Here is a 20,702-nt window from a genome sequence, read left to right as displayed (position 1 = left end):
GGCGCCCGGCGCTCCGAGGGTCGTGATCAGGCCTTCGGATCGGTGACCTGCCCGAGGAAGAGGGGCTGCCCGGTCACGGTGTCGCGGATCAGGAAGAGGAACGGCCGGTCCACGTGCAGCTCGACGGACTGCCCGGGGGCCTGCGCGGCGACCGCCGCGACCCCCACTCCGCTGCCGGCCGCGGCCACCGTGCCGCCCTCGTCCACCGCGACGGTGGCCTTCTGCACCACCGCGTCCACCTTCAGCCGCTGCTGCTCGCCGGGCCCGGGGATGCCGCTCAGGTCGGCGGCGTCGAAGGCGGCGGCGACCCCGAGCGCGCGCAGCGGTCCGACCAGACTGCCGCCGGTCTCGAAGGTGAAGCGCGGCAGGGTCAGGTCGACCGGGCGCTCGGCCAGCGCGCCGAGGATCCGGTCGAGCTGCGGGGCGTCCAGGCCGTGCCGGAACCCCTCGAAGCCGCCCTGCGCGGGCACCACCAGGTCCATGGCCAGGTTGCCTCCGGCGTACGGGAGTTCGACGGCCTGCCAGGGCTGGCCGGCGATCCCGCCCGAGCCCTCGGCGTAGCGCAGCGGCGCGTTGCGGCTCATCGTGGCGACCGGCGCGGCGGTGCCGTCGAGCCGGTGGAAGGGCTGCTGCGAGGTCCGGGCGGGCTCGAAGGGCTGGCGCCACTTCGCCTGCAGGAAGAGGGCGTCGGTCAGCACCAGGCGGGTGTCCGAGGTGACGGCGCCCTCGCCGAAGAGGTCCTTGATCCGGCCCCCGGTGTCCTTCTCGACCAGGGCGTTCACGGCCTTGCGGGAGCCGGCCGGGTCCCGCGCGAAGTCGGCGGTGCGCACGCCCGTGTCGAAGGCGGCGGCGAGGGTCGCGAGGTAGCCGGGGTCGACCGCGTACCCCTGCTGGGCCCAGAGCGTGTCCGACTGTCGCAGGACCGGCCCGTCCGCGGCGCCGGCGGGCCGCGACCCGCGGTCGAGCGCTCCGACCGCGACCGCGTACGGGCCGGCGGGCAGCTCGGTGTGCAGCGCCCTGGACAGCTCGTCGGCCGTGGCGCCGCGGGCGCCGGGGAGCAGCATCGCCAGCGCGGTGGCGAGGCCGGCCGGCGAGAGCACCAGATTGCGGTCGGCGCCGCCGTCCGCGACCAGTGCCCGGTACAGGTCGACGCCGAAGGCGTTGGTGGCGGCGGCGGTGGCCGCCAGCTGCTCGGGGGTGGCGGGCACCGGGGTCGCGGGGGCCGGGGCGCTGGTCCGGGAGGGCTGCGGCGCGGCGCCGGGGCCGGCGTTGCCACCGCAGCCCGCGGCCAGGGTCGCGGACAGCACGGCCGCGAGGAGGAGGGCCGCGGGGCGGCGGGTCCGACTGGTCATGGCTGCTCTCCCCGTCCTGGAGCGGTGCGCCGGGCGGAGCACCGGCGCGGGTACCGGCGATTCGACGCGGCTCCGCCCGGTCCGGTTCCGGTGGCGACCTCGGGGCGGAGCACCGGGCCGGGGCGGACGCGGGGCAGGGCCGGACGCGGGCCGGTTCGACCGCGTTCGGGCCGCCGGCGCGGCGGGCGGGGAGCGCGCGCGTCCGGTCGGCGCCCCGGGGCCCCGGGCGCCTACCCTGGCGGCATGGCCGAACCCAGGACGACCAGGAACACGGCCGACGTCGGGGCCTTCCTCGCGACGGTGGCCGACGACCGGCGCAGGGACGACGCCCGGGCCCTGTGCGCGCTGATGGCCGAGGTGACCGGCGAGGCGCCCCGGATGTGGGGCACCTCGATCATCGGCTTCGGCACGTACCGCTACCGCTACGCGAGCGGCCGGGAGGGCGACTGGCCGCCGGTCGGCCTGTCACCGCGCAAGCAGGCGCTGACGCTGTACGTCGCGGAGGGCTTCGACCGGCACGCCGACCTGCTGGCCCGGCTCGGACCGGTGACCACAGGCAAGGGCTGCCTCTACATCAGGCGGCTCGCCGAGGTGGACACCGAGGCGCTCCGCGAGCTGGTGAAGGCGGCGTTCGACCGCCTCGACGGCACAACCGTCACCTGAGCCCGCTCCGGCCGACTCCGCTCCGGCCGACTCTGCTCCCACCGACTCCGCTCCGGCCGACCGGTCAGTCAGTCCCGGTCCCAGAGCGCGCCGAAGGCCAGCAGCTCGTCGCGGTGCTCGATCCGCTCGACCCAGTCGGCCGGCCAGCCGCCCGCGCCGTGGTGCGCGCCCGCGAAGGCGCCGGCCAGGCAGGCCAGCGAGTCGGAGTCGCCGCCGGAGTAGGCCGCCCGGCGGACGGCCGCGACCGGGTCGTCCGGCAGCAGCAGGAAGCAGAGCAGTCCGGTGGCCAGGGCTTCCTCGGCGATCCAGCCCTCGCCGGTGGCCAGGCAGGGATCGGCCTCGACGTCGGGTGCGGCGAGCGCCGCGTCCAGCCGGTCCAGGACGTGCAGGCAGTCGTCCCAGCCGCGGGTGATGAAGCTCTCCGGGGTCGGGTCCTGCGCGTGCGCGGCGAGGTCGCCGAGCCAGTACGCGTGGTAGCGGGTGCGGTTCGCCAGGGCGTACGCCCGCAGCAGCGCGGGGAGTTCGGCCGGCGCCGCACCGCGGGCGAGCAGCCGGACGGTGTACGCGGTCAGGTCGCTCGCGGCCAGCGCGGTGGGGTGGCCGTGGGTGAGCGCGGACTGCAGCTGCGCCGCGCCGGCGCACTCCTCCTCGGTGATGCCGGGCAGCAGGCCGACCGGCGCGACGCGCATGTTGGCGCCGCAGCCCTTGGAGCCGAGGTCGCTGGCCGCCTGCCAGCGCCGACCGTCCCGCAGCCGCTCGCAGGAGCGCAGACAGGTCATGCCGGGCGCGCGGTTGTTGTCCGGCGAGCGCCACCAGTCGACGAACTCCTCGCGGAGCGGCCGCTCCAGACGCAGCGGCCCGAGCGGGCCGCGCTCCAGCGCGGTGCGCAGCCCGCCGGCCAGGGCCAGCGTCATCTGGGTGTCGTCGGTGACCAGTGCCCGCTTCGGCAAGGGCAGTTCGCGCCAGTCGGGGTGGTCGGCCGCGATCCGCTCGACCGGCTGGAACTCGGTGGGCCTGCCCATGGCGTCGCCGATCGCCAGGCCCAGCAGCGCGCCCGTGGCCGCCTTCCTCATCGCCTACCCCCTACACCTCGACCAGCAGCTCCTTGAGCCCCCGGATCACGTAGCCGGGCTGCCACTCGGGCTCGCGCACCAGGCGCAGCCCCGGTGCCCGGCGCAGCAGCGCGCCGTACGACTCGCCGAGCTCCAGTCTGGCGAGCGGGGCTCCCAGACAGAAGTGGATTCCGGCGCCGAAGGTGATGTGCGGGTTGTCGGCGCGGGTGAGGTCGAGCCGGTCGGGGTCGGTGAAGCGGGCCGGGTCGCGGTTGGCGGAGCCGAACAGCAGGGCGACCTCGGCGCCGCGCGGGATGGTCGTGCCGGCCACCTCGACGTCCTCCAGCACCCAGCGCTCGAACATCTGCAGCGGGGTGTCGTAGCGCATCAGCTCCTCGACGGCGGTGGGCAGCAGCCGGTCCACCGAGCCGCGCAGCAGGTCGAGTTGGTCGGGGTTGCGGAAGAGCGCCCACCAGCCGTTGCCGGTGGTGTTGACGGTGGCCTCGTGCCCGGCGTTGAGCAGCAGGACGCAGGTGGAGACCATCTCCTGCTCGTTCAGCGCGTCGGAGCCGTCCTGGGCCCGGATGAGCGCGCTGATCAGGTCCGGGCCGGGCCGGCTGCGGCGCTCGCGGATCAGGGCGCGCAGGTAGTCGGAGAACTCGACGCTGGCGGCGACCGCCCGGCGGCCGGTCTCCTCGGTCGGGTTGAGTTCGAACATGCCGGTGATGGCGGCGGACCACGGGCGCAGCAGCGCGCGGTCAGCCGCCGGGATGCCGAGCATCTCGGCGATCACCGCGACCGGCAGCGGCTCGGCGACGGCGGCGATCAGGTCGCCGCCGCCGTCGGCCACCAGGGCGCCGACCAGTTCGTCGGCGAGCCGGCTGACGGCGGGCCGCAGGTCCGCGACCGTGCGCGGGGTGAAGGCCTGGGAGACCAGTCGCCGGATCCGGGTGTGGTCGGGGGCCTCCAGGTCGAGCAGCCCGCTGTCGTTGAGGGTGTGGAAGGGCTCGTGCGCGGGGTCCGGCGCGGGGCGTCCGAACTCCTCGTGCGAGTAGCGGTGGGTGTAGGTGCGGCCGAGCCTGCGGTCCCGCAGCAGGGCGCTGACGTCCCGGTGCCGCGCGACCAGCCACTGCCCGGTCGGCTCGTACCGGCTCACCGGCGCGTGCTCGCGCAGTTCGGCGTACGCGTCGTACGGGTGCGCCACGAAATCGGCCGACCAGGGGTCGAAGGTCGCTGTCGTCATCGGTGACTCCCTCACTCGCCGGGGCGATCATCGTACGCAGGGCGCTCCGGCGAGGCGGGTCACCACGCGCTCGGACCGCGGCCGTCCGGCGCCGGCACCGCTCAGGCCTGCGCCGCCAGTCTCCGGACCAGGGCGGGCAGCGCCGTGCCGATCGGCTCGCGGATCACCTCGTCCGCGACCGGGTCGTACGGGGTCGGCTCGGCGTTCATCACGATCAGCCGGGCGCCGCCCTCCAGCGCGACCTGCACCAGCCCGGCGGCCGGGTACACCTGGAGGGTGGTGCCGACCGCGACGAACAGGTCGCAGGCCTCGGCGATCGCCGCGGCCTGGTCCAGCACCACCGGGTCGAGCGCCTCGCCGAACATCACCGTCGCGGGCTTGAGGACGCCCCCGCAGGCCGCGCAGGGCGGGTCGGGCTCGCCGGCCGCCACCCGCTCCAGCACCTCGCTCATCGGACCGCGCGCCCGGCAGGTCACGCACTGCACCTCCCGTGCCGTGCCGTGCAGTTCGAGCACCTTGCGGGGCGGCAGGCCGGAGCGCTGGTGCAGGCCGTCCACGTTCTGGGTGAGGACGCGGACGGGCAGGCCGGTGCGCTCCAGCTCGGCCAGCGCGAGGTGGCCGGCGTTCGGCTCGGTCCACAGGGCGCCCACCTCGCGGCGCATCAGCCAGGCGCGGCGGCGGACGTCGGGGTCGGCGAGGTACGGGCCGATGGTGACGAGTTGCTGGGCGTCGGGATCGCGCTGCCAGACGCCGTTCGGTCCGCGGTAGTCGGGGATGCCCGAGTCGGTGGAGATGCCGGCACCGGTGAGGACGGCGATCAGGGGACGCTTCGCGTTCATGCCCGGACGGTACGGGCCGCCCGGGCGCGCCCGCCACCGAGAATCGGAGCCCCGCGCGGACGCCGCCTCGCCCGCACGCACCCCCGCACCCGCACCCCCGCACCCGTACGCGCCCCCGCACCCGCCCGACCGGGCCGCCGAGTCGCCCACCGCCGCCGAAAACCGGGTGCGCCCCCGGGAGCCCCGCCGCAGACTTGCCGGGGCCCCGCGATCCGCGGGCGCCCCCGTCCCGAAGGAGCCCCGTGCAGGGAGCAGTCACCGTCTCGCCGTCCCAGGTCCCCGAGCTGCTGCTCGGCCTGGCCACCGTCAGGCCGGTCTTCCTGTGGGGCGCACCGGGCATCGGAAAGTCCTCCCTGGTCCGGGAGTTCGCCGACTCGCTGGGGCTGGCCTGCGTCAGCCTGATCGGCACCCAGCTCGCGCCCGAGGACCTGGTCGGCGTCCCGCAGATCACCCCGGAGGGCCGCTCGCGGTTCTGCCCGCCCGAGTCGATCGCCCGCGACGAGCCGTACTGCCTCTTCCTGGACGAGCTCAACGCGGCGACACCGGACGTCCAGAAGGCCTTCTACTCGCTCATCCTGGACCGCCGGATCGGTTCGTACGAACTGCCGCCCGGCTCGATCGTGATCGGCGCCGGCAACCGGGCCACCGACGGCGCGCTGGCCCGCCCGATGGCGTCCGCACTGGTCAACCGGCTGGTCCACGTGCACCTGCGGGCCAGTGCGACCGACTGGCTGCACTGGGCGGCGGGCCACGGCATCCACCCCTGGGTGACGGACTACCTCACCGACCGGCCCGACCACCTGTGGTCCACCCCGCCGAAGTCCGAGGAGCCGTTCTCCACCCCGCGCGCCTGGCACATGCTGTCCGACGCCCTGCACTCCTTCGGCTTCGACACCGGCGGGGGCGCCGCCGGGCCGAAGGCCGGGGACGACCAGACCCTCAAGGTCCTCACGTACGGGCTACTCACCCCGCAGCACGCCGTCGCCTTCTGCGGGTACGCGAAGATCGTCCGCAACTCCTACGGGCTGGACGCGATCCTCAAGGGCGACGCCCGCTGGCCGCACCGCCAGGAGGACCGCGACCTGCTCTACTACCTCGCCGACGCCTTCCGCGGCCGGCTGGTGAAGGAACTCCCCGCCCGCAAGGAGCACGCCTCCGGCGCGCTGCGGCAGACCGCCTACCGCTCCAAGTCGCTGCTCGTCCAACTCGCCGAGATCTCGGTCGAGGTGGCCCAGACGGTGATCGCCGACGGGCCGGACGGCAACCCGGTGCTGCCCGCCTGGTTCCTGATCGAGGCGGCCCGCGACATGCCCCGGCTGGTCGAGGCCCGCCGGTGAGCCGGACCGACCGGGGCGCCAAGGCCGCCGCCAGGCCCGACCCGGCCACCGAGGCCTTCCTCGCCGGCCTGCAACTGCTCAACGGCAACACCGCCTTCGCCGCGCTGAACGCCACCGTCTGCCGCGACGAGGACTGCACGCGGCGTCCCGCGGACGGCTGGGCGGTCGTCTCCTCCAGCGGGACGATCCACGTCGACCCCCGGCGCCGCGCCGAACCGGCCGAGTGGGCCTGGGTGCTGGCGCACTGCCTGCTGCACCTGGGATTCGGGCACGTCCCCGCCGAACAGGGCCGGCGCACCCAGCCGGACGCGTACGAGCTGGCGGCCCGCTGCGCCGTGGTGAACCGCTTCCTGGCCACCTTCCCGATGGGCCGGGCGCCGGTCGAACTGCCGCCCGTGCACGCGGGCGGTGACGAGGAGGAGCTGGCCGCCCGCTGGCGCCGCGACGGGCTCCCGCAGGTCGTGGGCGGCGCCGCCGGACCGGGCCCGGACCAGCTGCTGGTGCCCTGGGCCGGCGACGGCGACCCCGATGACTGGACCGGGGCGTTCGCGTCCGCGCTCACCCGCACCATGTCCGCCGCGATGGACCTGGCCGGCGGCCGGATCGACGAGGAGACCGGGCGCCGGCTGCCCGAGCGGCCCTGGACCAGGGCGCTGAACTGGTTCATCTCCTCGTACCCGCTGCTGGGCGGCCTGGCCGCCGGCATCACCCTGGTGGCCGACGCCGAACTCGCCCGCGCCCAGGGCATCGCCGTCGCCGCGGTGAACGCCGAGGCCGGCGAGATCTACCTCAACCCGCTGCGCCACCACAGCGACGAGGAGTGGCGCTTCGTCCTGGCGCACGAGATGCTGCACGCCGCCCTGCGCCACGGGGACCGACGGGGCGCCCGCGACCCGTACCTGTTCAACGTGGCCGCCGACTACGTCGTCAACGGCTGGCTGCTGGAGATGGGCGTCGGCGAGATGCCCGCGGGCCTGCTGCACGACCCGCAGCTGAAGGGCCTCTCCGCCGAGGAGGTGTACGACCGGCTCGCCCGCGACCAGCGCCGGGCCCGCCGGCTCGCCACCCTGGCGGGAAGGGACCGCCCGGACATCCTCGGCGAGCCGCTCGGCCACGGCCGGCGCGACTACGTCGACCTGGACGACTTCTACCGGCGCGGGCTCCAGCAGGGCTTCGAGCTGCACCGCCGCGAACGCGGCCGCCTCCCGGCCGGGCTGGTGGAGGAGATCCGCGCGCTCGCCCATCCGCCGCTGCCCTGGGACGCCCGACTGGCCCGGTGGTTCGACGAGTTCGTGCCGTCCCCGCAGCCCGTCCGCAGCTACGCCCGCCCGTCCAGGCGGCAGGGCGCCACCCCGGACATCCCGCGCGCCGGGCGGTACCACCCGCCGGAGGAGGTGGCCCGCTGCACCTTCGGCGTGCTGCTGGACACCTCCGGCTCGATGAGCCGGGCCCTGCTCGGCAAGGCGCTGGGGGCGATCGCCTCCTACGCCACCGCCCGGGACGTCACCGCGGCCCGGGTGGTGTTCTGCGACGCCGCGCCGCACGACGCCGGGTACCTGCCGGTCACCGAGATCGCCGGCCGGGTACGGGTCCGGGGGCGCGGGGGCACCGTGCTGCAACCCGGTGTCGACCTGCTGGAGCGCGCCGAGGACTTCCCCCGGACGGCGCCCGTCCTGCTGATCACCGACGGCGAGTGCGACGTCCTGCGGGTGCGCCGCGAGCACGCCTACCTCGTCCCGCCGGGTGCCGGGCTGCCCTTCACCCCTCGGGGGCCGGTCTTCCGGATGCGCTGAAACGGCCCCCGGACGGTCCGCTACCGTGGGGCCGTGACCAGCGCCGACGCCCTGATGACCTGGCTGACCACCCGCACCCCCGAGCAGCTGACCGAGCTGCTGGAACAGCGCCGGCTGCCCTACACCGGCGTCCCCGGCCTGGAGGACCCGGCCCGGCTCGCCGAGCACCTGCTGAGCGCGGGTTCGGTGGCCACCGGCCTGGTCGGGCTGACGGTGGCCGAACTGCAGGTCCTGGCCGCCGTCGCCGTGCTCGCCGAGCGGCTGCACGGGCCCGCCCCCGCGCCCGCCGCCACCGCCGGCCTGGCCGGGTTCGCCGGGAGCCGGGCCGCCCACCGGCTCGGCCCGGCCGCCGGCCCGGCTGCCGACCCGGCCGAACGGGCCGTGCCGCGTGACCGGCTGCTGGCGGCCCTCGGCCCGCGGGCCGCCGCCGACCTGGCGCGGCTCGCCGAACGCGCCCTGATCCTCCCGCCGCACGACGGTCCGCTGGTCGTGCCCGCCCTGCTGCACCAGCAGGTGCCCGAACTGCTGGGCCTGGGCCGCCCGGTGGACGTCCTGCTGAGCTCGGCGTACCGGGCCGCGGAGGTGGCCCGGGTGGCCGACGGCCTGGGCCTGCCGGCCGGCCGCAGCCGGGACCAGACCCAACGCCAGGTCGTGGACCTCCTGCAGGACGCGGAGCGGCTGCGCGCCCTGCTGGCGGACGCCCCGCCCGAGGCGGTCGAGCTGCTGGACGCACTCGTCCCCGGCCCGCCGCTGCTGCGCACCCGCTGCTTCACGGCGGACACCGGCGGGTACTACGGCTCGGCGAGCCGGTTCCTGTTCCGTCCGGACGGGTCGGGGGACGGCGGGACGGACTGGCTGGCCGGGCGCGGCCTGCTCGTCCCGGTCGGCCCGGACCTCGCCGAACTCCCCCGCGAGGTCGGCCTCGCCCTGCGCGACCCCGACCGACCGCTGCCGTACGAGCCCGAGCCGCCGGCCGTCCACGGCGCCCGCCCGCTGCCGGCGGGCTGGACCGGCGAGGCCCAGGCCGCCGCCACCGCCACCGCCTCCCGGGTGGAGCTGCTGCTGCGCGCGACGGCGGCGCAGCCGCTGGCCGTCCGCAAGGCCGGCGGCATCGCCGTGCGCGACACCCGGCGCCTCGCCAAGGCGGCCGGCGCCCCCGAGGCGCAGGCCAGGCTCTGGCTGGACCTCGCCGCCAACGCCGGCCTGATCGCCCCGCACCGGGACACCCCGCCGCCCACCCGCAGTCGCAAACCGCAGCCGCAGCCGCCGGCCCGGATGCTGCCCACCGCGCGGTACGACGGCTGGCTGAGCGCCGCCCCGGCCGACCGGCTGGTCCCGCTGATCGCCACCTGGGCGGCCACCCCCGAGGTGTTCAGCCACTGGCCCGACGAGGACGAGACCCCGGTCGCCCTGGTCGCCCCGCAGGACCCGTACGCCGTGCCGCTGCGGCACGCGCTGCTGGCCGCGCTGGCCGGCCTGCCCGGCGGCTCCGGGCTCGGCGCGGCCGACGCCATGTCCGACCGTACGGTGGACGAACTCCTTACCCGCGCCGGCTGGTTCAGTCAGGGCGCGACCGGCGGGGGCGAGCAGGACGAGGGCACCCTGGCGGCCCGGGTGACCGCGACCCTGCGGGAGGCCGAACTGCTCGGCGTCGTCGCCCACGGGGCGCTCACCCCGGTCGGCCACGCGGTCCTCGGCCTGCTCCGGGCCGGCGCCGACCGGTACTTCCCGGCCGTGCCCGGTACGGGCGTGCGCCTCACCGGGTACCCGGCGCTGGCCGCGGCCCTGGACACGCTGCGCGCGGCCCTGGCCGAACTCGTCCCGCCGCCCCGGACCACCGCCCGCTTCCAGGCCGACCTCACCGCCGTGGTCTCCGGCTCCGCCGACCCCGAACTCACCGGCCTGCTCTCCTCGGTGGCCGACCGCGAGTCCGAGGGCCATGCCGTGGTCTGGCGGATCGGCCCGGCCTCCGTCCGCCGGGCACTGGACGCCGGCTCGGACGCGGCCGAGCTGGCGGCCCGGCTGGCCGAGGTCTCCGAGGGCGGTCTGCCGCTCCCGCAGACCCTGGAGTACCTGCTCAAGGACACCGCCCGGACCCACGGCCGGATGCGGGTGGTGCGCAGCGCCTGCTGCATCCGCTCCGACGACGAGGCGCTGGTGACGGAGCTCTCCAGGGCCCGCGCGCTGTCCCGGCTCGGCCTGCGCCGGATCGCGCCCACCGTCCTGATCAGCACGGCGCCGCCGGAGGAGACCCTGGCGGCGCTGCGGCTGGCCGGGTACGCCCCGGTGCTGGAGGCGGAGACCGGGACGACGGTGGTGGAGCGGGCCCCCGAGGAGCGGGCCGAGAACCCGATGCCCTCGCTGGCGCAGGCCCGCCGGTTCCACGGCCGGGGCCCCGGCGATCCGGCCGCCCTGGCAGCGGCGGTGCTGGGCACGGACCCGACCGGCACCGGCCGGGCCTGACCGGCACCCGACCGGGTGCCGGCCCCGCCCGGTCGGAGCAGGCCACCGGTCAGAGCAGGCGCTTGATCTCGCCCCGCGCCCGGTAGAAGCCGCCGCTGCCCGACTCCAGCACCTCGGCGACCAGGTAGCGGGCGCCGGGCACCCGGATGTCCTTCGGGAACTGCACCCGGCGGGCGGGGTCGAAGCCCGCCGTGACGACCCTGATCCGGGTCCGGCCGCCCTCCTGGACGCACTCGACCTCGACACCGCCGGCCTGCCCGGCCTGGGCCGCGCTGACCGTCTCCAGCTCGACGCTCGGCACCACCCGCTCCCACCCGGCGGCCTTCACGTCGGCCGTCCGCGGCAGCCGGCCGCCCTCCGCCGCCCGCACCGCCTCCTCGCTCGCGTCCAGGCAGGCCAGCGAGCCGTCGGTGGTCACCAGGTAGAGCCGCCCGTCCCGGTACTGCATGCTGTACGCCGACCCGCAGCCGGTGCCGAGCTTCCAGAGCCGGGTGCCGTCGGCGGCGAAGCAGTACACCGAGGAGTGGTTGTCGCCCGCGAAGACGTACTGCCCGTCCGGCGAGGTGGCGCAGGAGAACACCGCCGCGTCGCACTTGTAGCGGGCGACCGTGGAACCGTCGTCCTTGCGCAGCCGGTACACCCAGCCCCGGGAGGTGCCCGCGAAGACCTCGCCGGGCTCCTGCCAGCCGAACAGCACGGCGCCCTGGGTGTCGACCTGCCAGAGCTCCTCGCCGCCGCGCGACGAGTAGCGGGCCACCCCGCGGGAGTGCCCGTGGTAGACGCCGTCCTCGTCGCAGCGCACCATCCAGCCCGCGCTGCCGGCGCCCTTGCGCCGCCACTGGAACTCGTCCTCGTGGTCGACCGTGGTGATCCCGCCGGCACCGTCGGAGACCCCGAGCACGCCGTCGTGGATGTCCAGCCAGTAGATGTCGACGTCGGCGGCGATCTCGTACGCCACCCGCGGGATCTTGCCGCCGAGGTCGTAGACCCGGCCGTCGTCGCAGCCCGCGTAGATCCAGTGGTCGTCGGCGACGATGCACTTCACGCCGTCCGGCAGCCCGTAGCGGCCGGTGACCTCGCCGTCGTGGGTGAGGGTGTAGACGTCGCCGGCCTCGTTGCCGACCCAGGCGTGCTCGTCGCCGACGAAGATCCCGAACGCGGCCGCGCCCGACTTGAACCGCCACAGCACCGGGGCCTGGCTGGCGCTCGACCGGGTGCTGGTGATCTCCCGGCGGGTGACCGCCCGCTTCTGCCGGACCCCGCGCTGCGCCGGTGCGTACCCCTTGCGGACCTTCTCGCCGACCTTCTTGGCGGCGGCCGCGGCGGCCTTCTCGGGCGTCGGGTAGGCCGTCGTCCTGGCCTGGCCGGGCTCGCCGATCCGCCCGTAGGTGATGGTCAGCTCGGCGCCGGCCTGCCGCACCTCGTAGAACTTGTGGGCGCTCCCGCCGCCCTCCTCCTCGGACAGCTCCAGGTAGGTGACCTGCTCGGCGGAGGCGGTGGCGGCGGAGGTGGTGGTGGCGGACATCGGCGGTCCCTCCCGGGGAGTCGGCAAGACGGCGGTCGGCGGGCTGGGGGGTGACGAACGGCCTCGGCCGCGTACGGCCGGGCGATCGGCGGGCGCTGCGGCGCCGTCCGTCGACAGGGAGAACCTATGTGCCACCACCGACAGTTGACCGGCCGCCCCCACCGGCGACCCGGGGTCAGCGCGCCGCGACCGCCGGGCGGCGGGCCGGGGCGGTGCGGCGGGCCAGCGGCGCCAACGCGGCCAGCCAGAGCGCCGCGCCGATCGTGATGAAGTCCAGGTCGGCCGCCATGAGCACGGTGCCGGCCAGCACCAGCACCGGACTCCACACCGGCACCCGGCGGGCCCGGCCGGTCGCCAGGGTGACCAGCAGCGCCAGCAGGCCGACGTAGAACAGCACCGGCCCGACCGTGTAGAAGGCCGGCAGGACGCCCGGGTGGCCCTGGATCCGGTCGAACAGCACGTTCTGTTCGGCCCGGTCGGCGGCCCTGGCCCCGACGTACAGGTCGATGACGGTCTGTCCGACCGAGGCCAGCAGTCCGGCGTGGGCCAGGCCCGCCAGCAGGTCGGCGGCGACCCGGCCGGCCGGGCGGCGCGGGGCGACCAGCCGGCGCAGCTCGGCGAACACCGGGACGAACAGCAGCAGTCCGGCGAGCAGGGCGGCGTGGCCGACCGTCCAGCCCGGTCCGGGGGCGCGGGATCCGGCCAGCAGCCGGATCCCGCCGTACAGGCCCAGCAGGGCCGGGGCGGCGATCGACGCGACTCTGGTGACACGGGAGTTGGTGCCGACGCTCATGGCGGGATCCTCTCGGGGCGGTGTGGTCCGACACCGCAGATCCTGACCGCCGGCCCCCGGTCGGCGGATCGCCCGTACCGGCGAACCGGCCGCCTCCCCCGCGCGGGTGAGAGTCAGCCCTCGCCGGCGACCACCGCACCCGCCTCGTACGCGAACACCACCGCGTGCACCCGGTCGCGCAGGTGCAGCTTGGCCAGCACGTTGCTGACGTGCGTCTTCACCGTGTGCTCACTGACCACGAGTTCGGCCGCGATCTCCGCGTTGGACAGGCCCCGGGCGAGCAGCCGCAGGGTCTCCCGCTCGCGGGCGGTCAGTTGCTCCAGCAGCCGGGAGGGCGCCCGGGCGACGGTGGCGGCGCCGGCCGGACGGCGGGCGGCGAACTCGCCGATCAGGCGCCGGGTGACCGAGGGGGCGAGCAGCGCCTCGCCGGAGGCCACCATCCGGACGCCGTGCGCGAGGTCGTCCCGGCGGACGTCCTTGAGCAGGAACCCGCTGGCGCCGGCGTACAGGGCGTCGAAGACGTAGTCGTCCACGTCGAAGGTGGTCAGCATGATCACCTTGGTCTCCGGGTACCGCGCGCAGACCTGCCGGGCCGCCTCCAGTCCGTCCATGACCGGCATCCGGACGTCCAGCAGCAGCACGTCCGGACGATGCTCCCGGACCGCCTCGACGGCCTGGGCGCCGTCCGCCGCCTCGGCCACCACCGTGATGTCCGGCTGGGCGTCCAGGATCATCCCGAACCCGGCCCGGACCAGCTCCTGGTCGTCGGCGACCACCACCCGTATCGGGGCCATCGCTCCGCTCCCCTCTCCGTCGTAGGTGCCCCGGGCCGCTCCGACCCGGGCCCGATCCGCCCTCAGGCCCGTTCCACGCTCAGGCCCGCTCCACGCTCAGGCCCGCTCCACGCTCAGGCCCGCTCCACCAGGGCCGCGCCCAGCGGCAGCCGCGCGCTCACCACGAACCCGGTACCGTCGGCCCGCGGCCCGGCCTCGGCCCTGCCGCCGCAGGCCGCGGCCCGCTCCCGGATGCCGACCAGGCCCCGGCCGCCCGACCGGTCGCCCACCACCCGGTCCGCCTTCGGGCGCACCCCCCGCCCGTCGTCGGAGACCAGCACCTCCAGCGCCTCCCCCGGAACGGTGACCCGGACCTCCGCGGCGCCCGCGCCGGCGTGCTTGACCACGTTCGTCAGCGCCTCCTGGACGATCCGGAACGCGGTGGCCTCCACGTCCGCCGGCAGGCTGAACCCCGGCCCGGGCAGCTCCAGCCCCACCCGCACGCCCGCCTCCCTGACCCGCTCGGCCACCGCCGCCAGGTCGGCCAGCCGCGGCTGCGGCGCGAGCTGCGGGCCGGCCCCGTCCTCCTTCAGGACGCCCAGGACCCGCCGGAGCTGGGCCATCGCGTCGCGACCGGAGTCGGCGATGGTGTCGAAGGTCCTGATCGCCCGCTCGGGGTCGGAGCGGACCACCACGGGCCCGGCCTCCGCCTGGACCACCATCAGGGAGACCGCGTGCGCCAGGATGTCGTGCATCTCGCGGGCGATCCGCCCGCGTTCCTCCGCCACCGCGCGGGCCGCGTCGCTGGCCGCCCGCAGCCCCACCTCGTGCGCACGCTCCGCCTCCACCCGGGCCAGCCTGCGCAGTTCGCGCACCAGGGAGCCGAAGACGAAGGTGCCGACGGTGAGCAGCAGGCTGAACAGCATCCCGTCGGCGGAGTGGGTGCCGACGATGTTGGACACCACCAGGACGGCCAGCAGGAGCATCCGCTGCCAGTCCCGGCCACGGTCGGCGACCGTGTAGACGACCAGGACGGCGTACACCGGGATCTGCGGCATCGACGAGTGCGCGCCCACCGACACCCCCACCGAGACCAGCCCGCTCGCCGCGGCCACCGACATCGGCAGCCGGCGGCGCCAGGGCAGCGGCAGGGCGGTGCCGAGCGCCAGCGCGTACACCCACCAGGGGCGGTCCACCGAGTCGTTCCACACCGACCAGAACGAGACCGCCGCCGAGAACAGCGCCAGCAGGGCGTCCAGCACGTACGGGTTCACCCCGGCGAGGCGCCGCCGCCGGTCCGCACTCCAGCCGGCCACCCCGGCCGTCCAGTTCGCCAGCATCGCGTCCACCCCTCCCCCGGGCCGGGGCCGGCCTCCCCCGTTCGGACGATCATGCCCTACCGGTGGTCGGCGCGCCCCGCCCTCAGGCACCGCCGACCGTCACGCTGCCGGTCTCCGACCGGGCGGTGATCCGCCGGGCGGCGGTGTCGTCCCTGGCCACCCCGACCGTCACGTCGCCCGTCCGGGTCGCCGCCTCGACCGCGTACGCGCCCTCCCGCGGCACCCGGACCCGGACGTCGCCGGTGCGGGTGTTCGCCCGTACGCTCGCGGGCCCGGTGCTGAAGCTCGCCGAGATCCCGCCCGTCCGCGCCTCCAGCCGGACGGTCGGCGAGGTCAGGGCGCTCGCCGTCACATCGCCCGTGCCGGTCCGCACGTCGACCTCGGCGCCGAGCCCGGACAGCACCACCGTGCCCGTCTCGTTCTCCACCCGGACGACCGTCCCGGCCGGCACCTCGACGTCGTAGCCGACGCCGCAGTCCCCGTCCGGGCAGCGGTAGCCGAGGGTGAGCGTGCCGTCCGCCGTGCCGTGGGTGGTGACCGGCTCCGCCCCGCGGTACGTCCGGTGCTCGGTGACCCGTACGGCGGCGCCGCCACCGGTGACCCTGATGTCGCCGGTGTGGCCCTGGACCACCAGGGTCCGCACCGGCTCGGCGACGCCGTAGACCACCACCCGCTCGCGGTCGTCCCCGACCAGGCAGCCGCTCATCCCGCCCACCACGGCCGCCGTGACCGCCAGCTTCGACCCGACCCGCACCAGTACCCGACGCCTCATGCGTCCCCCTCGGCTTCCCTGAGCGCCCCGGCTCCCGGGGCGGCGGCACCGAGCCTCCCCCGGCGGACGGCGCCACCGGATCCCCCGCGCGGGCGGTCAGCTCCCCTCCCCCGCGCGAGGGATTCCCGGGCCCGGGACGGTCGGTGGGCCCCGAGGGGTGGGCGGACGACGAAGGGCCCGGAGGCTTGATGCCTCCGGGCCCTTCACCTGCAAGTAGCGGGGACAGGATTTGAACCTGCGACCTCTGGGTTATGAGCCCAGCGAGCTACCGAGCTGCTCCACCCCGCGTCGGTGAACACGACACTACGGGACATCCACCGCCAGGCCTAATCCATTTCCCGGCGGCCCGGCCCGAGGGCGGGACACGCGGACCGACGGCGCCGCGGCGCGACAACGCGAGAGGCCCGGAAGCTGATTGCTTCCGGGCCTCTCGACTGAGTAGCGGGGACAGGATTTGAACCTGCGACCTCTGGGTTATGAGCCCAGCGAGCTACCGAGCTGCTCCACCCCGCGTCGGTAAACCCGACTCTACGGGACATCCACCGCCAGGCCTAATCCATTTCCCCACGGACGATCGGCCCCCGGGCGCGCCCCTCCGCCCCGAGTGCCCGCGGACCTCCCCGAGGCCCTCCGAGGCCCCGCGAACCACCCCGCAGTGCCCTGAGCGGCCCGCCGGCCCGCCGGCGGACGGGGAGCCGGACCGGGGCACCGCGAACGCCGCAGGGCGGCCACCCCCGAGGGGGCGGCCGCCCTGCGGCGTACCTGGTGCGGACTGTCAGCCGGTGTACGGGCCGTAGTCGTAGTCGTCCAGCGGGACGGCCTGGCCGGAGCCGGCGCCGAAGGGCGACAGGTCGTAGTCGTCGTAGCCGACGGCCGAGTACATCGCGGCCTTGGCCTCCTCGGTCGGCTCGACCCGGATGTTGCGGTAGCGGGGCAGACCCGTACCGGCCGGGATGAGCTTACCGAGGATGACGTTCTCCTTGAGGCCCAGCAGCGGGTCCGACTTGGCGTGGATCGCCGCGTCGGTGAGGACCCGGGTCGTCTCCTGGAAGGAGGCGGCCGACAGCCAGGACTCGGTGGCCAGCGAGGCCTTGGTGATACCCATCAGCTGCGGACGGCCGGAGGCCGGGTGGCCGCCTTCCGACACCACGCGACGGTTCTCCTGCTCGAAGCGGCCGCGCTCGACGAGCTCGCCCGGGAGCAGCTCGGCGTCGCCCGACTCGATGATCGTCACGCGGCGGAGCATCTGCCGGATGATGATCTCGATGTGCTTGTCGTGGATCGACACGCCCTGCGAGTTGTAGACCTTCTGGACCTCGGCGACCAGGTGGATCTGGACGGCACGCTGGCCCATGATCCGCAGCACGTCGTGCGGGTTGGTGGCACCCATGGTCAGCTTCTGGCCGACCTCGACCGCCTGGCCCTCGCTGACGAGCAGCTTCACACGCTTGGAGACCGGGTAGGCGATCTCGTCGGTGCCGTCGTCCGGCGTGACGACCAGCTTGCGGGTCTTCTCGGTGTCCTCGATGCGGACCCGGCCCTGCGCCTCCGAGATCGGGGCCACACCCTTGGGGGTACGGGCCTCGAAGAGCTCGACGACACGGGGCAGACCCTGCGTGATGTCGTCACCGGCCACACCACCGGTGTGGAAGGTACGCATGGTCAGCTGGGTACCGGGCTCACCGATGGACTGGGCGGCGATGATGCCGACCGCCTCACCGATGTCGACCAGCTTGCCGGTGGCCAGCGAGCGGCCGTAGCAGAAGGCACAGGTGCCGACGGCCGACTCACAGGTCAGGATCGAGCGGGTCTTGACCTCGCCGATGCCGTGGCGGATCAGCTCGTCGATCAGCACGTCACCGAGGTCGGTGTTCGCGGTGGCGAGGAGCTTGCCGTCGACCGTGATGTCCTCGGCCAGCATGCGGGCGTAGACGCTGGTCTCGACGTCGTCCGTCTTGCGCAGGACGCCGTTCTCGACCGTGCCGATGGCCAGCTTGAGGCCGCGCTCGGTGCCGCAGTCCTCCTCGCGGATGATGACGTCCTGGGAGACGTCGACCAGACGACGGGTGAGGTAGCCGGAGTCCGCGGTACGGAGCGCGGTGTCGGCCAGACCCTTACGGGCACCGTGGGTGGAGATGAAGTACTCGAGGACGGTGAGGCCCTCACGGAACGACGCCTTGATGGGGCGGGCGATCGTCTCGTTCTTCGCGTTCGACACCAGACCACGCATACCGGCGATCTGACGCATCTGCATCATGTTTCCTCGAGCACCGGAGTCCACCATCATGAAGATGGGGTTGGTCTTCTCGAAGTTGGCGTTCATCGCCTCGGCGACCTCGTTGGTCGCACGGGTCCAGATGCCGATGAGCTCCTGCTTGCGCTCGTCGTTGGTGATCAGACCGCGCTCGTACTGCTTCTGGATCTTCTCGGCCTGCGCTTCGTAGCCCTCGAGGATCTGGGCCTTCTGCGGCGGGACGACGACGTCCGAGATCGAGACGGTGACACCCGAGCGGGTGGCCCAGTGGAAGCCGGCCGCCTTCAGGTTGTCCAGGGTCGCCGCGACGACGACCTTGGGGTAGCGCTCCGCCAGGTCGTTGACGATCGCGGAGAGCTGCTTCTTGCCCACCTCGTAGTCGACGAACGGGTAGTCCTCGGGCAGCAGCTCGTTGAAGAGCGCGCGGCCCAGGGTGGTGCGCAGACGGAAGGACTCGCCCTCGAACCAGGTCGGCGTGCCGTCCTCGTCGACCGGCGGGGTCCAGCCGCGCGGCGGGACGGTGCCGATCGGCAGGCGGACGTCGATGACGGCCTGGACGTCCAGCTCCTTGGCGTCGAACGCCATCACGGCCTCGGCGGTCGAGGAGAAGGCGCGGCCACCGCCCTTCACCTGCTCGCGGTCCGAGGTCAGGAAGAACAGGCCCAGCACCATGTCCTGGGTCGGCATGGTGACGGGGCGACCGTCGGCCGGCTTCAGGATGTTGTTCGAGGACAGCATCAGGATGCGGGCCTCGGCCTGCGCCTCCGCGGAGAGCGGCAGGTGGACGGCCATCTGGTCACCGTCGAAGTCCGCGTTGAACGCGGTGCAGACGAGCGGGTGGATCTGGATGGCCTTGCCCTCGACCAGCTGGGGCTCGAAGGCCTGGATGCCGAGGCGGTGCAGGGTGGGCGCACGGTTCAGCAGCACCGGGTGCTCGGCGATGACCTCTTCGAGGACGTCCCACACGACCGGGCGCGCGCGCTCGACCATGCGCTTGGCCGACTTGATGTTCTGCGCGTGGTTGAGGTCCACCAGGCGCTTCATCACGAACGGCTTGAAGAGCTCCAGCGCCATGGCCTTCGGCAGACCGCACTGGTGCAGCTTGAGCTGCGGGCCGACGACGATGACCGAACGGGCCGAGTAGTCGACTCGCTTGCCGAGGAGGTTCTGACGGAAACGACCCTGCTTACCCTTCAGCATGTCGCTGAGGGACTTCAGGGGCCGGTTGCCCGGGCCGGTGACCGGACGGCCGCGACGGCCGTTGTCGAACAGCGCGTCGACGGCCTCCTGGAGCATGCGCTTCTCGTTGTTCACGATGATCTCGGGGGCACCGAGGTCGAGGAGGCGCTTCAGGCGGTTGTTGCGGTTGATCACGCGGCGGTACAGGTCGTTCAGGTCGGAGGTCGCGAAGCGGCCACCGTCCAGCTGCACCATCGGACGCAGGTCCGGCGGGATGACCGGGACGCAGTCCAGCACCATGCCGTTGGGCTTGTTGGTGGTCTGCAGGAACGCGGAGACGACCTTGAGGCGCTTGAGCGCACGGGTCTTCTTCTGGCCCTTGCCGGTGCGGATGATCTCGCGCAGGCGCTCGGACTCCTCCGCCAGGTCGAAGGTCTCGAGGCGGTCCTTGAGGGCCGCCGCGCCCATCGAGCCGGAGAAGTAGGTGCCGAAGCGGTCGCGCAGCTCGCGGTAGAGCAGCTCGTCGCCCTCGAGGTCCTGGACCTTGAGGTTCTTGAAGCGGGCCCAGACCTCGTCCAGACGGTCCAGCTCGCGCTGCGCACGGTCGCGCAGCTGCTTCATCTCGCGCTCGGCACCCTCGCGCACCTTGCGGCGCACGTCGGCCTTGGCGCCCTCGGCCTCGAGCTCGGCCAGGTCGGTCTCGGCCTTCTTGGCACGGGCTTCGAGGTCGGAGTCGCGACGGTTCTCGATCTGCTGACGCTCGACCGAGACGTGCGCCTCCAGGGACGGGAGGTCGCGCTGGCGACGCTCGTCGTCCACCCAGGTGATCATGTAGGCGGCGAAGTAGATGACCTTCTCGAGGTCCTTCGGCGCCAGGTCGAGCAGGTAGCCGAGGCGGCTGGGCACACCCTTGAAGTACCAGATGTGGGTGACCGGCGCGGCCAGCTCGATGTGGCCCATCCGCTCACGACGCACCTTGGCGCGAGTGACCTCGACGCCACAGCGCTCACAGATGATGCCCTTGAAGCGGACGCGCTTGTACTTGCCGCAGTAGCACTCCCAGTCCCGGGTGGGGCCGAAGATCTTCTCGCAGAAGAGCCCGTCCTTTTCCGGCTTCAGGGTGCGGTAGTTGATGGTCTCCGGCTTCTTGACCTCGCCGTGCGACCACTGGCGGATGTCGTCGGCGGTCGCGAGGCCGATGCGGAGCTCGTCGAAGAAGTTGACGTCAAGCACTGGTCGTCAAGCCCTCTTTCGTAAGTCGAAAGTCGTTCATCTGGTCTGAGGGGGCCTGGGGGCGGGCCGGCTGCTCCTGGAAGCAGCCGGC

14 protein-coding genes and 2 tRNA genes are annotated in these 20,702 nt (G+C 74.4%); 4 read left to right on the top strand and 12 right to left on the bottom strand.

Going from position 1 to position 20,702, the window contains the following annotated elements; all coding sequences use genetic code 11:
* Window positions 1–26 precede the first annotated feature (26 nt).
* Window positions 27–1,352 (bottom strand): serpin family protein, encoded by a 1,326-nt coding sequence (locus tag ACFTWP_RS06645; protein ID WP_380263159.1) that lies wholly within the window; start codon window positions 1,350–1,352, stop codon window positions 27–29.
* Between the two features lie 243 nt (window positions 1,353–1,595).
* Here ACFTWP_RS06645 and ACFTWP_RS06640 point away from each other — a divergent pair, with 243 nt between their 5' ends.
* Window positions 1,596–2,015 carry a DUF1801 domain-containing protein gene (locus ACFTWP_RS06640; RefSeq protein ID WP_380263158.1) on the top strand — a complete coding sequence of 140 codons (420 nt, stop codon included), beginning with the start codon at window positions 1,596–1,598 and terminating at the stop codon, window positions 2,013–2,015.
* Window positions 2,016–2,083: 68 nt separating this feature from the next.
* Here the strand turns inward: ACFTWP_RS06640 and ACFTWP_RS06635 are convergent, their stop codons facing one another.
* The 3 genes from ACFTWP_RS06635 to ACFTWP_RS06625 all read right to left on the bottom strand — a co-directional run bounded on the left by ACFTWP_RS06635 (window position 2,084) and on the right by ACFTWP_RS06625 (window position 5,149).
* Entirely contained in the window at window positions 2,084–3,088 is a 1,005-nt protein-coding gene (locus ACFTWP_RS06635) for an ADP-ribosylglycohydrolase family protein (protein ID WP_380263157.1), read from the bottom strand.
* A gap of 10 nt (window positions 3,089–3,098) precedes the next feature.
* A complete protein-coding gene (locus ACFTWP_RS06630) occupies window positions 3,099–4,310 on the bottom strand; it encodes a cytochrome P450 (protein WP_380263156.1) in 1,212 nt (403 codons plus the stop codon).
* Between the two features lie 101 nt (window positions 4,311–4,411).
* Complete coding sequence (locus tag ACFTWP_RS06625) at window positions 4,412–5,149, bottom strand: NAD-dependent deacetylase (protein ID WP_380263155.1); 738 nt, start codon at window positions 5,147–5,149, stop codon at window positions 4,412–4,414.
* A 242-nt stretch (window positions 5,150–5,391) separates the two neighbouring features.
* Between ACFTWP_RS06625 and ACFTWP_RS06620 the strand changes: the two genes are divergently transcribed.
* The 3 genes from ACFTWP_RS06620 to ACFTWP_RS06610 are packed head-to-tail and all read left to right on the top strand — an operon-like array spanning window position 5,392 to window position 10,742.
* Window positions 5,392–6,486 (top strand): ATP-binding protein, encoded by a 1,095-nt coding sequence (locus tag ACFTWP_RS06620; RefSeq protein ID WP_380263153.1) that lies wholly within the window; start codon window positions 5,392–5,394, stop codon window positions 6,484–6,486.
* Entirely contained in the window at window positions 6,483–8,279 is a 1,797-nt protein-coding gene (locus ACFTWP_RS06615) for a hypothetical protein (protein WP_380263152.1), read from the top strand. The genes ACFTWP_RS06620 and ACFTWP_RS06615 overlap by 4 nt, the downstream gene beginning before the upstream one ends.
* A gap of 33 nt (window positions 8,280–8,312) precedes the next feature.
* The gene (locus ACFTWP_RS06610) at window positions 8,313–10,742 is read left to right on the top strand and encodes a helicase-associated domain-containing protein (protein WP_380263151.1); all 2,430 of its coding nucleotides are present in this window, start codon (window positions 8,313–8,315) and stop codon (window positions 10,740–10,742) included.
* 49 nt (window positions 10,743–10,791) lie between these two features.
* Here ACFTWP_RS06610 and ACFTWP_RS06605 read toward each other — a convergent pair whose 3' ends face one another.
* From ACFTWP_RS06605 to ACFTWP_RS06570, 8 genes are all read right to left on the bottom strand, one after another.
* On the bottom strand, window positions 10,792–12,267 hold the full coding sequence (locus tag ACFTWP_RS06605) for a WGR domain-containing protein (RefSeq protein ID WP_380263150.1): 1,476 nt from the start codon (window positions 12,265–12,267) through the stop codon (window positions 10,792–10,794).
* Window positions 12,268–12,442: 175 nt separating this feature from the next.
* Window positions 12,443–13,060, bottom strand: a complete 618-nt coding sequence (locus tag ACFTWP_RS06600; protein WP_380263149.1) for a hypothetical protein — start codon at window positions 13,058–13,060, stop codon at window positions 12,443–12,445.
* Between the two features lie 113 nt (window positions 13,061–13,173).
* Complete coding sequence (locus ACFTWP_RS06595) at window positions 13,174–13,854, bottom strand: response regulator (RefSeq protein ID WP_380263148.1); 681 nt, start codon at window positions 13,852–13,854, stop codon at window positions 13,174–13,176.
* A 113-nt stretch (window positions 13,855–13,967) separates the two neighbouring features.
* Entirely contained in the window at window positions 13,968–15,173 is a 1,206-nt protein-coding gene (locus tag ACFTWP_RS06590) for a sensor histidine kinase (RefSeq protein WP_380263332.1), read from the bottom strand.
* 82 nt (window positions 15,174–15,255) lie between these two features.
* Complete coding sequence (locus tag ACFTWP_RS06585) at window positions 15,256–15,945, bottom strand: DUF4097 family beta strand repeat-containing protein (RefSeq protein WP_380263147.1); 690 nt, start codon at window positions 15,943–15,945, stop codon at window positions 15,256–15,258.
* A gap of 214 nt (window positions 15,946–16,159) precedes the next feature.
* Window positions 16,160–16,233 (bottom strand) — tRNA-Met (locus ACFTWP_RS06580).
* Window positions 16,234–16,384: 151 nt separating this feature from the next.
* Window positions 16,385–16,458: transfer RNA gene (locus ACFTWP_RS06575), tRNA-Met, on the bottom strand.
* A gap of 262 nt (window positions 16,459–16,720) precedes the next feature.
* Entirely contained in the window at window positions 16,721–20,611 is a 3,891-nt protein-coding gene (locus ACFTWP_RS06570; RefSeq protein WP_380263146.1) for a DNA-directed RNA polymerase subunit beta', read from the bottom strand.
* Window positions 20,612–20,702 lie beyond the last annotated feature (91 nt).

The organism is Kitasatospora sp. NPDC057015, assembly GCF_042673745.1.
GTDB lineage: Bacteria > Actinomycetota > Actinomycetes > Streptomycetales > Streptomycetaceae > Kitasatospora.
The sequence above is the reverse complement of the archived record's forward strand: the minus strand, read 5'-3'. Positions and strand labels throughout refer to the sequence as shown.

What these genes read in the sequence shown, in the direction of transcription:
- ACFTWP_RS06590 (WP_380263332.1), bottom strand. Translation starts at nt 15,173, where the DNA reads ATGCTGGCGAACTGGACGGCCGGGGTGGCCGGCTGGAGTGCGGACCGG.
- ACFTWP_RS06635 (WP_380263157.1), bottom strand. Translation starts at nt 3,088, where the DNA reads ATGAGGAAGGCGGCCACGGGCGCGCTGCTGGGCCTGGCGATCGGCGAC.
- ACFTWP_RS06640 (WP_380263158.1), top strand. Translation starts at nt 1,596, where the DNA reads ATGGCCGAACCCAGGACGACCAGGAACACGGCCGACGTCGGGGCCTTC.
- ACFTWP_RS06605 (WP_380263150.1), bottom strand. Translation starts at nt 12,267, where the DNA reads ATGTCCGCCACCACCACCTCCGCCGCCACCGCCTCCGCCGAGCAGGTC.
- ACFTWP_RS06585 (WP_380263147.1), bottom strand. Translation starts at nt 15,945, where the DNA reads ATGAGGCGTCGGGTACTGGTGCGGGTCGGGTCGAAGCTGGCGGTCACG.
- ACFTWP_RS06630 (WP_380263156.1), bottom strand. Translation starts at nt 4,310, where the DNA reads ATGACGACAGCGACCTTCGACCCCTGGTCGGCCGATTTCGTGGCGCAC.
- ACFTWP_RS06595 (WP_380263148.1), bottom strand. Translation starts at nt 13,854, where the DNA reads ATGGCCCCGATACGGGTGGTGGTCGCCGACGACCAGGAGCTGGTCCGG.
- ACFTWP_RS06625 (WP_380263155.1), bottom strand. Translation starts at nt 5,149, where the DNA reads ATGAACGCGAAGCGTCCCCTGATCGCCGTCCTCACCGGTGCCGGCATC.
- ACFTWP_RS06600 (WP_380263149.1), bottom strand. Translation starts at nt 13,060, where the DNA reads ATGAGCGTCGGCACCAACTCCCGTGTCACCAGAGTCGCGTCGATCGCC.
- ACFTWP_RS06645 (WP_380263159.1), bottom strand. Translation starts at nt 1,352, where the DNA reads ATGACCAGTCGGACCCGCCGCCCCGCGGCCCTCCTCCTCGCGGCCGTG.